Below are 14,493 nucleotides of genomic sequence, written 5' to 3' on the forward strand. Positions count from 1 at the left end.
GTTCATGATGATGGCCTCTTAAAAAAATAAATCACACGCTGTCAATATATCGCTAACAGGGTGAGGGCGACCATCTCATTAGTGTGGGGCATTTATGCAGCAACAGCTTCTGTTACATTCATGCAATTTCCCCTTTCTTCCCTTTTGTTGTCTGATGGGAGCAGTTCGGCCTGTAGGCTCTAGGTTTCTTCCTGCGAATCTTTCAGCGCCGATCGAACCTCTTCCAGTTGTAGGGGTCTGAAGCCCAACCGTACGAAAACGTACGCTAAGTACATTTTTTGAACAGATAGGAATTTTCTCCTTATACAATGTACATTTTACTGAACCCATTCATCTGTTTCTTCCGGTTGCTTAAGAGGTCTTAACTGACCTTTTGTTACCTGCTCCGCCAATGTAAATGTGTAATGTCCTAGCATATTGATATGCGCGTGCTTCAGTGGTGAAAGTCTGGCCTCATCCTCTTCATTAATAGTTTCACCTTCATTACGCAAATGATCCAGTGCAGCCTGCATGTAGATGGTATTCCAAAGTACGACAGCATTAGTCACTAACCCTAGCGCACCCAGTTGATCTTCCTGTCCGTCCTGATAGCGCTTTCTGATTTCACCTTTTTGTCCATGGCAAATCGCTCTGGCGACTGCATGTCGGCTTTCACCCCTGTTCAATTGGGTCAGGATACGACGACGATAATCCTCATCATCAATATAATTAAGCAGATACAACGTCTTATTTATTTTCCCTGCTTCGATAATCGCCTGCGTCAGACCTGAAGGGCGATCGCTTTTGAGCAATGAACGGATCGCCACTGACGTCCTAATTTTACCCATCGTCAGCGAGCCAGCCATCCGCATCATGTCATCCCAGTGTTGTTCTATTTTCCGCGTATTGGCTATGCTACGGGCAAGATCATTTAGCACGCCATAATCCACATCTTTATCTACACGCCAAAACACGGAGGCCCCTGCATCAGCCAGACGGGGAGAAAACTGATAGCCTAACAACCAGAAAAGCCCAAAGATTAGATCGCTGGAGCCGGCCGTATCAGTCATTATTTCTCTTGGGTTTAATCCTGTTTGTTGCTCCAGTAATCCTTCCAAAACAAATATTGAATCCCTTAGCGTACCAGGAACAACGATGCCGTGGAATCCAGAGTACTGATCTGAGACGAAGTTGTACCAGGTTATGCCCCGCCCGGAGCCAAAATATTTTCGATTCGGTCCTGCGTGCACTGTCCGAACTGGAACAATAAACCTCATACCATCCGCTGAGGCTACTTCACCTCCACCCCATTTCTGAGCCAGAAGGAGTGTTGACTGATAATCAACCAACCTAGCATTAGCACTTGCGAGTGTTTCAGCTCGGAGATAATTTTGCCGCGTCCAGTTCAGACGATGCCGAGTAAGCGCCGGAATATTCGGGCGTATAAATGGCTCAATGCCAATGTTACAAGCCTCAGCCAGCAACACCGCACAGATACTGACTGTCAGACCTTCCATGCGTGCGTCAGCCTCGCTAGCATGAGAAAATTCATCAATAAACCCAGTATGCGCATTAATTTCAAGAAGAAGTTCAGTGAGGTCAACAACAGGGAGCAGACCGGATACTCGTTCCGTAAGCGATTTAAGCGCTGGCGACTCATCAAGCCCACTCAGGTGAGCAATAGTGAGTTTTGTGCGTTTTCCGCTAAAATCCAGAGAAACAGCCTTATTATCAGAAAAGTTTTTAGCAACCTGCCGATACACTGTGTCAAGTTGTCGGGTCAGAGCGCTGACGGCCTCAACAGCGTTTAGAGGGTGCCCAAGGGAGCGATAAATTTGCACTCTGTTGGCATACCAATCCTGTCCTTGAAGAAGTTTAGCGCGGGGATCTCCCCATTGTTCGCTCTGTTGGACAAAAATATCCCTCCGTCTCAGACTATCTTGTAATTTATTTATCGCACATAGAGTATAGCCTTGTCGGGATATATGCCCATCTTTACCATAGCAGAGCCGTTTCCATGGACCCGTAATTATCGCTATTGGTGCATCATCAATATGCAGCTTCCGAGTTGACTGGATTGCCGTAAGATAATGTAGAGCTTCCAGAGTTATTTCACCGGCAGGTGCAGCACTGAATACGATATTTTCCAGCATACAAGGAAGAAAGCGACGAACCCTGCCGTATTGTTCCACCATTTCATCGTGAAAATTTGTGTCTGCTGGACGTGCAATGGCATTTATAAAGGTAATAGTATCTGCTAGCCTAGCCGGAGGGTATTTTCTAAATATCGTTGAACGAAGTAATTCACTGTCGATATTTTCATCTAGGAGCACTGAGCAAATATTTGCTAGCTCTAGAGCCGACCTATCAAGATCTTTCAGTGTCCGCAGTCGTTTTTTCTGCCCAATTTTCTTCGCTTCTTGCCCGATATTTGTAATGACGCCATCAAGAACGTCAAGTGCATCATCTAGCGCTGAAATTTCGTACGATCGGACAAATGCAATCAGCATTGCTGTTCGTCTATCAGATGGCATTCGGGCTATTTTATAAACTGAAATCAAACCAGCATACCGCGCTAGAGCATTGAAACGCACAGGAGGTATACTGGTGAAATCCAGGTCTTGCATTCCATACGCTTTTAACTTCAGATAGCGCGTTACAGCCTGGTTAAATGCTGGACCGCTGATGACTACAGGACCTTTTCTCAACTGGTCAAAATATGAGGTTCGTACACCATCAGGTACCCTTAATAATTCTTCAAGACGTAGGCGCTGCGCCTCTGAGACCATGCTAGATAAGCGAGTCCAGAGCTTGGTTGCCGATTTTTCACGAATTTCCGATATCAGACGAGTCAACGTGGTTACGCCAGGCAATAGTATTTTGTTTTGCAAAAGCCAGCTGGTCGCTAGATCAAAAAGTAGCCCAGGGCGTTCATTGCTGAGCCAACTGCGGGTGAAAAGCAATCGGCTTAGTCTAAAGGTCCACGGCCAGGTAAAATCATGATAACCATACCGACGTCGTATCAGAGCCTGATGTTCACGTAATGTGGTTTCTCTTCTTGAATATTCAGAAAGAACACCTATGTCTGATATTCCCAGCTGTCTTGCAACAAACCATTGAATGTTAGTTGGAATTAATGACAGCTCATGAGGCCATGTGCCAAGAAAGCGAACACATCCGATCAGCAATGCTACAGCGAGGCGGTTTGTCCTACCGCGCCGATTATTAATGAAATCCATATCCGCTTTGTCCAACAAAAAGAAACGGGCAAGTTGAACCTCATTAGGTTCGCCAGAAAACTGGCCATAACTGGCTCGTTGTTCCGCGTTTAAAAAATCGGCTGGCAAAATTATCCCCCTGTATGAGTAAAGAAAACGGTCGTTTTCTTTACTCTGATTTCCCATTTTAAATTGAAGCGAGAAAGCTGATAAACTATTGTTAATATACTCGATAAAGAAATCAATGTTAATATTACTTAAAAAACAACGAGTATATTGCTACTTTGAGGATGAAAACATGCTAATCGGATATGCCCGTGTTTCCACTGATGACCAAAATTTGAATTTGCAACGAGATGCACTTGAAGTGGCAGGGTGTTACAAAATATTCGAAGACCAGATTAGCGGAGCTAAAGCGGAACGTCCTGGGCTACAGGCTGTACTTAAATTTACCCGTCCTGGAGACACCTTGGTGATCTGGCGGCTGGATCGCTTGAGCCGTTCATTGAAAGATTTGATTGAAATGGTTAATCAACTGGAATCAAAAAATATCGGTTTAAAAAGTCTTCAAGAATCTATCGATACAGGATCCAGTTCAGGCATGTTGATATTTCATCTTTTTGGTGCGCTGGCTGAATTTGAACGCAATCTGACGCGGGAGAGAACCTATGCAGGGCTTCAAGCTGCACGTGCCCGAGGGCGTAAAGGTGGGCGTCCGAAAGCACTGAGTAAGGATAAGCAGGCTTTGGCTGTCCAACTCTATAATGAGAAAAAACATACTGTTGCGCAGATTTGCGAGTTAATGGGAGTATCGAGGCCAACGCTTTACAAATATATAGCCTCAGCAAATGTGGTTAAAAAACGTACTTAGCGTACGTTTTCGTACGGTTGGGCTTCAGACCCCGTATAGTATCCTGTTGAATTAATGAATAGTATTATTGGTTGACAAGTTTATATGAAGTTTATTGAATTGAGAAGCTATGTTTTTTTGTTCTAAATACAAAGTTACTTCATATTGTTAGATAAATCACTAACAGTATCCGCATATAGTTTCGCATATAGTAGTTCAGTATATGGTAATTCCACATATAGTAGTTCCACATATAGTGTTGATAGCAAAAGTTAAAAAAATCCCGGTACAGTTTAAACTGACCGGGTTTTATTTTGTTTCCGAGGAAAAACTCAGTGATGGCAAATATGATTAGTGATCAATAACACTGAGTTATTCTTTATTTTCTTCCTCTGACGCCAGAGGGGTGATTTTTACCTTATTAATTCGGTGACTGGTCACTTCCAACGGTTCAAACAGATAATTATCAATCTGTAATTGCTCGCCTTGTTGTGGAATATGTTGTGAATGTTCCATCAATAAACCTGCCAAGGTTTGATATTCACGTTTTTCATCCAGTTGCAAAGGGACATAAAGGATTAAATCATCCAGAGGCATATAGCCATTGGCGATCCAGCCACCATTTTCAGTCGCTTGAATATCATGGCGGGCATCAGTTTCTTCGCCATCTACCGGCAAATTACCCGCGATAGTTTCCATTACGTCGGTCAAAGTTACCACACCTTCCACAGAACCAAATTCATCGACAACAAACGCGAAGTGAGTTTGTGCCTGGCGGAACTGCTCTAATGCTTGAAGTAGAGAAAGCTGTTCAGGGAAAATCAGGGGCTGTTTTATCAGCGAGTGTAAATCAAAAGGCTGTTGATTGAGCTGTTGATTCAATAAATCAATGACATGGACAACACCTAATGGTTCGTCACTGATATTTTCATCAGTTACCACAATGCGTGTATGAGGGCTTTTACTCAGTATTTGCGTCAAATTTTCGGTTGGTGCATGAATATCAAGGTATTCCACGTCGTGACGGGAAGTCATGATACTGTTGACATTACGTTGTGCCATGCCGAGAACTCTGGCGATCATTTGACGTTCTCGTGGATCAAACACTTCCTGATTATCAGAAATCAGATTAGATGTATGATTGTCCAATTCTGCGTTTTCATGCTTACCACTAAGGATACGTAAAACGGCTTCGGCTGTTCTTTCACGTAGTGAACGGGAAGCAGTAAGAAATCTGCGGCGGTTAAACTGAGCGAATTGGTTTAAGGATTCAATCATAATGGAGAAGCCGATAGCGGCGTACAAGTAACCTTTTGGTATGTGATAACCAAAACCTTCGGCTACCAGACTGAAACCGATCATCAACAAGAAGCTCAGACAGAGAATAACGATAGTCGGGTGAGCATTGACGAAAGTGGTCAGCGGTTTACTTGCCAGTATCATCAGGAACATCGCAATGGTGACTGCCGCGATCATGATACCGATGTTGTCTACCATACCAACAGCAGTAACCACTGAATCCAGTGAAAATACAGCATCAAGGACAATTATCTGCACGACAACCGTCCAGAATTTAGATGTTTTGCGCTGTTGTCCTGAGTGGGTATCTTTACCTTCCAGTCGTTCATTAAGCTCCATTGTCGCTTTGAACAGTAAGAAAAGACCGCCTATCAGCATAATCAGGTCGCGGGCGCTAAACGGATGTTCCCAAAGCGTAATTAATGGATGAGTTAGCGTTATCAGCCAGGAAAGACTAAAAAGCAGTACGACACGCATCAGTAATGCGCAACTCAGACCTGTAATTCTTGCTTTGTCTCTTAGTTTTTCAGGAAGTTTATCTGCCAGAATGGCAATAAAGACCAAGTTGTCGATTCCAAGGACAATTTCTAGAACGATAAGAGTAACCAGTCCAGCCCATATCGTCGGATCAGCGATCCATTCCATACAGTTTGTTTTACCTTCTAATTATGACGGCTTATGCCGAATAATGAATAATGGGCATTGCCTCATCAAATTTCAATAGTTGATTTTTCATCTTGGGAAGTTTTTTCCAAAAAATGAGGTGTAGCGGCATCGGTGGTACCAATAACTATCCATTAGGATGCATCCTGAGTTAACATGTGATCACATTAACAAATTGCACACTAATATATATTGGTGAGCCGAATTATCATCAGACAGGAGTTATTCATGTCCAAGCAGCAGATTGGTGTTGTCGGTATGGCGGTGATGGGGCGTAACTTGGCACTCAATATTGAGAGCCGTGGTTATTCCGTATCTATATTTAACCGTTCAAGTGATAAAACTGACGAAGTGATCGCCGAAAATCCGGGGAAGAAATTAGTTCCAAGTTACACTATCGAAGAATTTGTCAATTCACTGGAAAAACCGCGCCGTATTCTGCTCATGGTTAAGGCTGGTGAAGCAACTGATAAAACTATTGCTTCGTTGACTCCATATCTGGATAAAGGTGATATTTTGATTGATGGGGGTAATACCTATTTTCAGGATACTATCCGTCGTAATCGCGAGCTCTCTGCTCAAGGATTTAATTTTATCGGTACTGGGGTTTCCGGTGGTGAAGAGGGGGCATTGAAAGGGCCATCTATCATGCCTGGTGGTCAAAAAGAGGCGTATGAATTGGTAGCGCCAATTCTGCAAGAGATTGCGGCTAAAGCCGAAGGTGAACCTTGTGTGGCCTATATTGGGCCGGATGGCGCCGGCCATTATGTGAAAATGGTTCACAATGGCATTGAATACGGTGATATGCAGCTTATTGCTGAAGCCTATTCCTTACTGAAGAACGCCCTAAATCTGAACAATGAAGAACTATCTGAGATTTTCACTGACTGGAATAACGGTGAATTAAGCAGCTATTTGATTGAAATAACTGCTGATATTTTCCGTAAGAAAGATGAAACAGGCCAATATTTGGTTGATGTGATTTTAGATGAAGCAGCAAATAAAGGTACGGGTAAGTGGACCAGTCAAAGCTCTCTGGATTTAGGTATTCCAGTGACATTGATCACAGAATCGGTATTTGCCCGCTATATTTCTTCTCTAAAAGATCAGCGAATGGCCGCAGCTAAAATTTTGAGTGGGCCGGAAGCACAACCATTTGAAGGTGATAAGGCCGAATTTATTGAGAAAGTCCGCCGTGCGCTTTATTTGGGTAAAATAGTCTCCTATGCTCAGGGTTTTCAGCAATTGAAAGCGGCATCTGATGAGTACCAGTGGGATCTCAATTACGGTGAGATTGCCGGGATTTTCCGGGCGGGTTGTATTATTCGCGCTCAATTCCTGCAAAAAATTACTGACGCATATAACGAAAATGCGGATATTGCTAACCTGTTGTTGGCGCCTTACTTTAAGAAAATTGCTGATGAATATCAGCAGGCGTTGCGTGATGTCGTCTCGTATGGTGTGCAAAATGGTATCCCAACTCCCACGTTTTCCGCTGCTATTTCTTACTACGATAGTTATCGTTCTGCTGTATTGCCCGCTAATTTAATTCAGGCTCAACGTGATTATTTTGGTGCTCATACTTATAAGCGTACTGATAAAGAGGGGGTTTTCCATACTGAATGGATGGAGTAAGCCCAAGTATTATCGATTGACCAGGAACGTGAAGAGGCCACATCAGATATGATGCGGTTTTAATTTCCGCGATTGTCTGGAGCACGCCGTTACGGCTTTTTAACAAATGTACTGTAACGGCGTAGCCTGAATTTCAGAATATGACTTATCTGAGTGTGATGATTGTCACATTAATCCCGGATTAAACAATAGGATCAATACTGATAATGTGAAAATCAAAACGATTATTCCCTACATGAACCAGCTTCAAGTTTTTAGGGAAATTGAGGCCCTCATCGACAGTTGCAATACCGACAGCATCATAAGAAAAATAGCATGACCCGTTACTAATATATTCTCCGGTGTTGACATTTCTTACATAAATTGAAGTGACTATCTCTTTCTGTACCAATAGTTCGTTAACGACAGTATAATTATCATCTGTTATTGCGTTAACGTCGATTGTTTCTTGTTCTTCTCCATTAAATATCTTGACGATCATAGAGAATTTTATATCTGAATGAGTATCATCGATGATTCTTAGTGCAACCAGTTTCGTATCTTTCTGCATAATTCTGAATTTAGATAATCCTCTGATTTCTCTATCGATATCTGGATTATCGACTACCCACTCATAATATTTACTCTCTGGATCGTTATAATGGCGCCATGCATGGACTTTTGATAACTTGCCAATTTTTACTGAACGGAACTTATCGTTAAGATTGGAAGGGAGCGATATAATTTTATCGAGTTCTGGGTAATCATGTGACTTACCCTGATAGTTTTTCTCTTCGAAAAATGTGACGCCGGTAATTAATTCTTCTGTCATTCTTTCACTCCTTAAAGTTGATGTAAGTAATATATAGGTTGCCAAGAAAAAAATGTTCCCATTAATAAACTCCTATGTAATGTTTTTCTGGAAGTATACCCGATTGTATTAATGCGAAGTATATAGTATTTGCTCGTTTCTACTATTTTTACAAATTGGCTTTTTCTATATGATATTTGCTACTAATAATTTATTCGCTCCTTATCTTTAGATGTGATATATCCGGTCAATAAAGGAATAATATTCGATAGATTAATATTAAAATTAGCATAAAAATGTATAAAGTAAAGCTGTTTAAAAAATGCCGAATAATATCTTGATAATAATATTAATATAGTCAAACTGACTGTTTGAAATATGAAAATTTGATACTTATAGTGAGTCTTGTATCTTAGGCTTGGTATTCAATTTAATTGTGAATATTTTTCATGTTTGGTGTTTTGAGTAGATGTTATAAGATTGTTTTTTATTAATAATATTATGAAAATACCTAGAGGTAGATATGTAATAATATAATGGTTGTATTTTTCTATAATTTTTAGAGTTAATTGTTAGAAAAGTATTTATCTCAAAGTAAATAGCTTATGATTATTGTTTCTAGTGGGTATCAATTGAATATTCTTTTAATCAAATGACTATTTAATTTTTTAGTTATAAATTTCTATGAAAAAAAATGAATAACATAGAATGGCTAATTAATTGTTAAAAATTTATTGTCTTGGTAGAAATGAATACACCGTTGCGGGTTTTGATGATATTCCGCAACGGTGTTGCTTAAATTTTCAGAACGTAGCCTGTCTGAAAACAATGGTTAGTTATTGTTACATTATGACCGGATTAGTTAGAAAAATCGGTACTGATAATATGAATATCGAAACGATTACCACCTACATTAACTATTCTGAGATTTTTAGGGAAATTAGCTTTCTCATCAATAGTAACAACACCATTTGCATCACGATAGAAATAGAATGATCCGTTATTAATATATACTCCAGTACTGGTATTTCTTATTGCAATGGCAGTGACTAACTCGGTCTCAAATGGCAGTATACCAACCAGTGCATAATCATCATCAGTTGTTGTTTCAACTGGACCCACACAATGTGTATTCGTGAACATTGAGAATTTAATACCTGAATAAGTATCATCAATAAGTCTTAATGCAACCAGACAGGTATCTTTTGGTGCTACTTTGAACTTAGATAATCCTCTAATTTCTCTATCGATATCTGGATGATCGTATTCCCATTCACGATAGCGTTGACCTGGTTCACAATCGCTCTGATGACGCCATGCATAAACTTTTGATAATGTTCCAACTCTTACTGAGCGGAATCTGTCGTTGAGATCATAAGGCAGTGGAATAATAACATCATTTTCTGGATAATGGTGCGCTTCACCCAGAAAGTATTTTCTGTCGAAAAAAGTTGCACCTGTAACTAACTTATTAGTCATATTTTTCTATTCCTTAAACTTTATTTTGAAAAAACGTCATCTTTCTTTTTGAAAGCGATATGAGAATACAGTGAGTGTGGGTTCTTGTATTTAATAAAATATAATGAATAGGCATATTAAATTGTTGCCAATATAACGCCAATATAATTGACATATCATTTTGTGCTGATAATTGAAATAAAGATTCTGAAATTAAAAATAATTGAAGATTCCTATCAAAAGACACCTTCATTGGGGTAGGGAATTATCCCCTAATGTAATTGATAATTTTTTGTATATGGCTCATTAGTGAATAATTAGATATTCATGGTATTTGATAATTATACCTCTCTGTTTAATGTTTATATAATGTGGCAATAATAATGACTTTATCTCGTGATATAAATTTATGGGTGCAGGATAGTCACCACTTTAAATGAATATATTTAGAATATTATCTTAAATAGCCTAATTTCTATAGGCTATTTGACAAATATCATTTTTCACAATGGTATTTATTCTACCCGGTGAAAACTCACTAATTCAGGTTGTGCAATTCGGTGATAATCTTGAGTGTTAAGAATCACAGAGCGTTCAAGGCTGCCGGCATTAAAAGCCAGTTCATCGAAACGTTCAAACAATAAAGGGTCTGCGACTAGTTTCAGATCTGGATGGAAACTAAAAGGTGGAATAGCGCCAAACACACATTGAGTCAGTTCAAAAACCTCTTTAGGGCTTGCTAGTGAGGCACGGTTGCCACCGATATGTTTTGCCAGTGAAGAGAGGTCGGCTTGTTGATCCGCAGGCAGTACAGCGAGTATGTATTGACGGAACCCTTCCCCTTTAACATGGCAAACTAACCCTTTTGCTCCTTGTCCAAGTTGCGTACCACGGATTTTTGCAACTTCTTCGGAACGTCCGGCGGTTGGATGTTCCATCACCCGATAGCTGGCATGATGATTATCGAGTAGTGCAGTCAGGCGGTTAAATATTTCGTTAGAGGGCAAAATAAACTCCTAAGTAATAATTTTGTGAATTGATATATTAATCTTATCGATTATTGTATTTATTATATTGCTAATTACATATATTACCAACAGGGAAAATTATCAAATACTATTTTAATAAACATCATCTAACTCTACCGATGTATATGTTTATATTTTTTGAATTATATGGTTTAAATAGAACTATTATTTATGTTTGTTGCAAGAGCAATGATCTGTAATTCCATTAGGTGATTTTTAAATTTTAATTTTTATATATTTTCATTCTAAAATTATTTTAATATTAAGGAATTATCAATGATGACTACGACTTTTTTTATGGCATCAGTAAATATGTTTGGTGCGGGTTGTTTGGTTAAAGCGATAAATACGATGAAAGGTGATGGTTACAAACGAGCATTGATTGTGACTGATCGTGTTTTAAATGAAATTGGAGTGGCAGCAAAAGTTCAAGCTTTATTATCTGATGTTGATATTGAGAGTGAAATCTATGATGGAACCCATCCGAATCCGACGATAGTTAACGTTGAGGAAGGTTTGGATATTCTGCGTCAGCATAATAGCGATTGCGTTATTTCCTTAGGTGGTGGTTCGCCACATGATTGTGCAAAAGCTATTGTGTTGGTTGCTGCCAATGGGGGAGATATCCGGGATTATGTCGGTATTGATCGTTCATCTAAACCACATTTGCCATTAATCTCTATCAATACGACTGCGGGTACTGCGTCAGAAATGTCACGTTTCTGTGTCATTACCGATACTGAGCGCCATATTAAAATGGCCATTGCTGATAAGAAAATAACACCTGTTTTGTCTGTGAACGATCCAGAATTGATGGTGGGCATGCCGAAAGGGTTAACCGCCGCAACTGGAATGGATGCAATGACTCATGCGGTTGAAGCTTATGTTTCTACTGCGGCTAACCCAATAACGGATGCTTGTGCACTGAAAGCAATCTCGATGATTAGTCACTCTTTACGTCAGGCAGTCGCAGATGGGAGCAATATAGAAGCACGTGAAAACATGGCCTATGCACAATTCTTGGCGGGCATGGCGTTTAATAGTGCATTACTGGGGTATGTTCATGCAATGTCTCACCAATTGGGTGGTGCTTATGATTTACCACACGGTATATGTAATGCTGTTTTGTTACCACACGTTCAAGAATTCAACGCTAAAGCAGTTGCGGGACGTTTGAAAGATATCGCCGCTGCAATGGGGGTAGATGTAAGCGCTATGAATGATCAGCAAGGGGCTGTGGCATGTATTGCTGAAATTCGTAAGTTGTTAAAAGATACTGGCATTCCGGCTGGTTTGGCTGAATTGAATGTCAAACCAGAAGATTTACCAGAGTTAGCAACTAATGCCTTGAAAGATATATGTTGTTTGACTAATCCAGTTCAGGCTACCCACGAGGAAATTGTTTCGATCTTTAAAGCTGCTATGTGATTTTTGGTGTTCTCTTCATGCGAGGAATTGTGACTAAAAGGCGACGTAGATGTTTACGTCGCCTGATGACCTTTTTTCGTGTGACTGTTGAAATAGGCTATTAATTATTCTTCGCTCACATTAACGATACGATCTTGTTTAGGATAAGTAATAGGAGATTTTTCAGCGAAATATTTTATTACAGCGTCAACATCTGGCACATTATATATAGGATCGATACCCTCGTTAAATACAGAGAAATTACTTCCCCCTGTTGCCAGAAATTCGTTAGCAATTACACGGTATTTTACATTTAATTCAACAGGCTTACCATTGATTTTTATCGAGCTGGCAATAACACGATCGCCGATTGGTTTGGTGCTATTCCACTGATATTCAAAGCCATTAGAAATCACTAAAATTTGTGGGCGTGAGCGCTCCCATTGTTGCTCCAGCAGACGTTTAATTTGTTCGCCGGTTAATGTCTTAATTAATAATATATTGGAGAATGGCTGAACAGCGTAGATAGCATTGTAAGTTACCTCACCGCTAGTCATGTCAGCACGAATACCGCTGCTGTTCATAAATGCAATTTGGGCGCCGCCACTCTCTTTAGATGCAGCAGTATACAAATGTGCATCTGCAATCACTTTACCCAGTGAAGATTCACCAGCACGATTAGTTTGCCTATTCAGGTCGCTATCCAACTTACCAATGACCCGGTTTGCCAATGGAGCGGCTATTTTTTCATATGCATCCAATATTTTTGTTACTTCTGGATCTTTTTCATATTTACGGTTATCAACCCAAATATTTTCTGCTTTAAAATCCACAATATCCTTAGTGGATCTGTCCAGTTTTAGATCCAAGCTAGTTATTAACTCGCCATTAGCTTGCGCGGAAGTGACAGGCTTACCATTAATCACACAGTTATATGCCTGATGCGTGTGACCAGTAATGACGAAATCAATCTCTTTATCCAGTTGATTAACAATATTCAACACTTCGCCGGTTAAAGCATTACAGGCATTCACATCAATCGGCTTGCCATCACTTTTTTGTTCAGCACCTTCATGAATCAGAACGCCTATTGCTTTAACACCTTGTTTCTGTAGCTCAGGTACTAAAGCATTAATGGTTTTAACTTCGTCAGCAAAGCTCAAACCTTCGGTTTCTCGTGGCGTCACGATCTCTGGCGTACCTTCCAGAGTCAGACCAATGAAAGCCACCGGAATGTCTTTAAACTTTTTAATGATATATGCAGGAAATAGAGTTTTACCTGTTTGATTGACGGTGACATTTGCTGCTAAATACTGGAATTTCGCCCCGGTAAATGGTTCTGGCCCCTGACAACCAGTCATGGAATGACAACCGCCATTCTGTTTACGCAACAGCTCATTCTTACCTTTATCAAACTCATGATTGCCAACAGCAGTCGCTGCCAAACCTACTTTGGATAGTGTTTCGATCGTGGGTTCGTCATGGAACATTGAGGAGAGTAACGGGCTTGCCCCAATCATGTCGCCAGCACCAACGACGATATTGTTAGCAAAATCCGCCGTAAACCCTCGCCCAATGCGGGCGGTGATATAAGGCGAAAAGCCCGCAGGGCTTTCAGGTTATTAACCATCACGTTCACTGGCAGCCCGGGGGGGACACGGCCCCAAAAAGCGGTTAAAATACATAAACTATCCCGATGAGCGCTGATGATGTTAAGAGCCACCAAAGTCCGCATTTACCCGACACCCGAACAGGCTGATTATCTCAATGCTCAGTTCGGTGCGGTCCGTTTCGCGTACAACAAGGCGCTCCACATCAAGAAGCACGCTTATCAACGCCACGGGGTGAACCTCAGCCCGCGTAAAGACCTCAAGCCCTTACTGTCAGTGGCAAAAAAGTCCCGCCGGTATGCCTGGCTCAAAGCGTATGATTCCATCGCCTTGCAGCAGGCGGTGATTAACCTCGATATGGCGTTTTCCCACTTTTTTAATCCGAAGCTGAAAGCGCGCTTCCCGACATTCAAACGCAAGCATGGCAGGCAGTCCAGCTATCATTGTGTCGGGGTGAAGGTGTTGGATGGGGCAATAAAAATACCCAAATTATCGCCGATAGAAGCCCGTCTGCACCGTGAAATGACCGGAGAGGTGAAAAGCATGACGCTGAGTC

The 14,493-nt window shown here is 40.8% G+C and carries 10 protein-coding genes and 1 pseudogene; 4 read left to right on the top strand and 7 right to left on the bottom strand.

Going from position 1 to position 14,493, the window contains the following annotated elements; all coding sequences use genetic code 11:
- Positions 1–317: 317 nt before the first annotated feature.
- Entirely contained in the window at positions 318–3,326 is a 3,009-nt protein-coding gene (locus Phpb_RS22250; protein WP_065392271.1) for a Tn3 family transposase, read from the bottom strand.
- Between the two features lie 169 nt (positions 3,327–3,495).
- On the opposite strand from Phpb_RS22250, the gene Phpb_RS22255 reads away from it, so the two are divergent.
- Positions 3,496–4,068 (top strand): recombinase family protein, encoded by a 573-nt coding sequence (locus Phpb_RS22255; protein WP_065392272.1) that lies wholly within the window; start codon positions 3,496–3,498, stop codon positions 4,066–4,068.
- Between the two features lie 351 nt (positions 4,069–4,419).
- On the opposite strand, the gene Phpb_RS22260 is transcribed toward Phpb_RS22255, so the two are convergent.
- Complete coding sequence (locus Phpb_RS22260) at positions 4,420–5,991, bottom strand: TerC family protein (protein ID WP_065392273.1); 1,572 nt, start codon at positions 5,989–5,991, stop codon at positions 4,420–4,422.
- Positions 5,992–6,237: 246 nt separating this feature from the next.
- Between Phpb_RS22260 and gndA the strand changes: the two genes are divergently transcribed.
- Positions 6,238–7,644: an NADP-dependent phosphogluconate dehydrogenase gene (gene gndA, locus Phpb_RS22265; protein ID WP_065392274.1), complete on the top strand. Its 1,407-nt coding sequence runs from the start codon at positions 6,238–6,240 to the stop codon at positions 7,642–7,644.
- 181 nt (positions 7,645–7,825) lie between these two features.
- On the opposite strand, the gene Phpb_RS22270 is transcribed toward gndA, so the two are convergent.
- The 3 genes from Phpb_RS22270 to Phpb_RS22280 all read right to left on the bottom strand — a co-directional run bounded on the left by Phpb_RS22270 (position 7,826) and on the right by Phpb_RS22280 (position 10,899).
- A complete protein-coding gene (locus Phpb_RS22270) occupies positions 7,826–8,455 on the bottom strand; it encodes a beta/gamma crystallin domain-containing protein (protein ID WP_065392275.1) in 630 nt (209 codons plus the stop codon).
- A gap of 837 nt (positions 8,456–9,292) precedes the next feature.
- On the bottom strand, positions 9,293–9,913 hold the full coding sequence (locus Phpb_RS22275; RefSeq protein WP_036777938.1) for a beta/gamma crystallin domain-containing protein: 621 nt from the start codon (positions 9,911–9,913) through the stop codon (positions 9,293–9,295).
- A gap of 494 nt (positions 9,914–10,407) precedes the next feature.
- The gene (locus tag Phpb_RS22280) at positions 10,408–10,899 is read right to left on the bottom strand and encodes a YbaK/prolyl-tRNA synthetase associated domain-containing protein (RefSeq protein WP_065392276.1); all 492 of its coding nucleotides are present in this window, start codon (positions 10,897–10,899) and stop codon (positions 10,408–10,410) included.
- A 297-nt stretch (positions 10,900–11,196) separates the two neighbouring features.
- Between Phpb_RS22280 and yiaY the strand changes: the two genes are divergently transcribed.
- Entirely contained in the window at positions 11,197–12,348 is a 1,152-nt protein-coding gene (gene yiaY / locus Phpb_RS22285; protein ID WP_065392277.1) for an L-threonine dehydrogenase, read from the top strand.
- Between the two features lie 104 nt (positions 12,349–12,452).
- Here the strand turns inward: yiaY and Phpb_RS22290 are convergent, their stop codons facing one another.
- Together Phpb_RS22290 and Phpb_RS22295 are read right to left on the bottom strand one after the other, a co-directional pair.
- On the bottom strand, positions 12,453–13,847 hold the full coding sequence (locus tag Phpb_RS22290) for a bifunctional metallophosphatase/5'-nucleotidase (protein WP_240492656.1): 1,395 nt from the start codon (positions 13,845–13,847) through the stop codon (positions 12,453–12,455).
- Positions 13,844–14,050: a hypothetical protein gene (locus Phpb_RS22295; protein WP_065392278.1), complete on the bottom strand. Its 207-nt coding sequence runs from the start codon at positions 14,048–14,050 to the stop codon at positions 13,844–13,846. The genes Phpb_RS22290 and Phpb_RS22295 overlap by 4 nt, the downstream gene beginning before the upstream one ends.
- On the opposite strand from Phpb_RS22295, the pseudogene Phpb_RS22300 reads away from it, so the two are divergent.
- Positions 14,037–14,366: pseudogene (locus Phpb_RS22300) on the top strand (helix-turn-helix domain-containing protein); the annotation flags it as partial. The gene Phpb_RS22295 and the pseudogene Phpb_RS22300 sit on opposite strands and share 14 nt — an antisense overlap.
- Between the last annotated feature and the right edge of the window lie 127 nt (positions 14,367–14,493).

The sequence above is a fragment of the Photorhabdus namnaonensis genome, assembly GCF_001684335.1.
Classification (GTDB): domain Bacteria; phylum Pseudomonadota; class Gammaproteobacteria; order Enterobacterales; family Enterobacteriaceae; genus Photorhabdus; species Photorhabdus namnaonensis.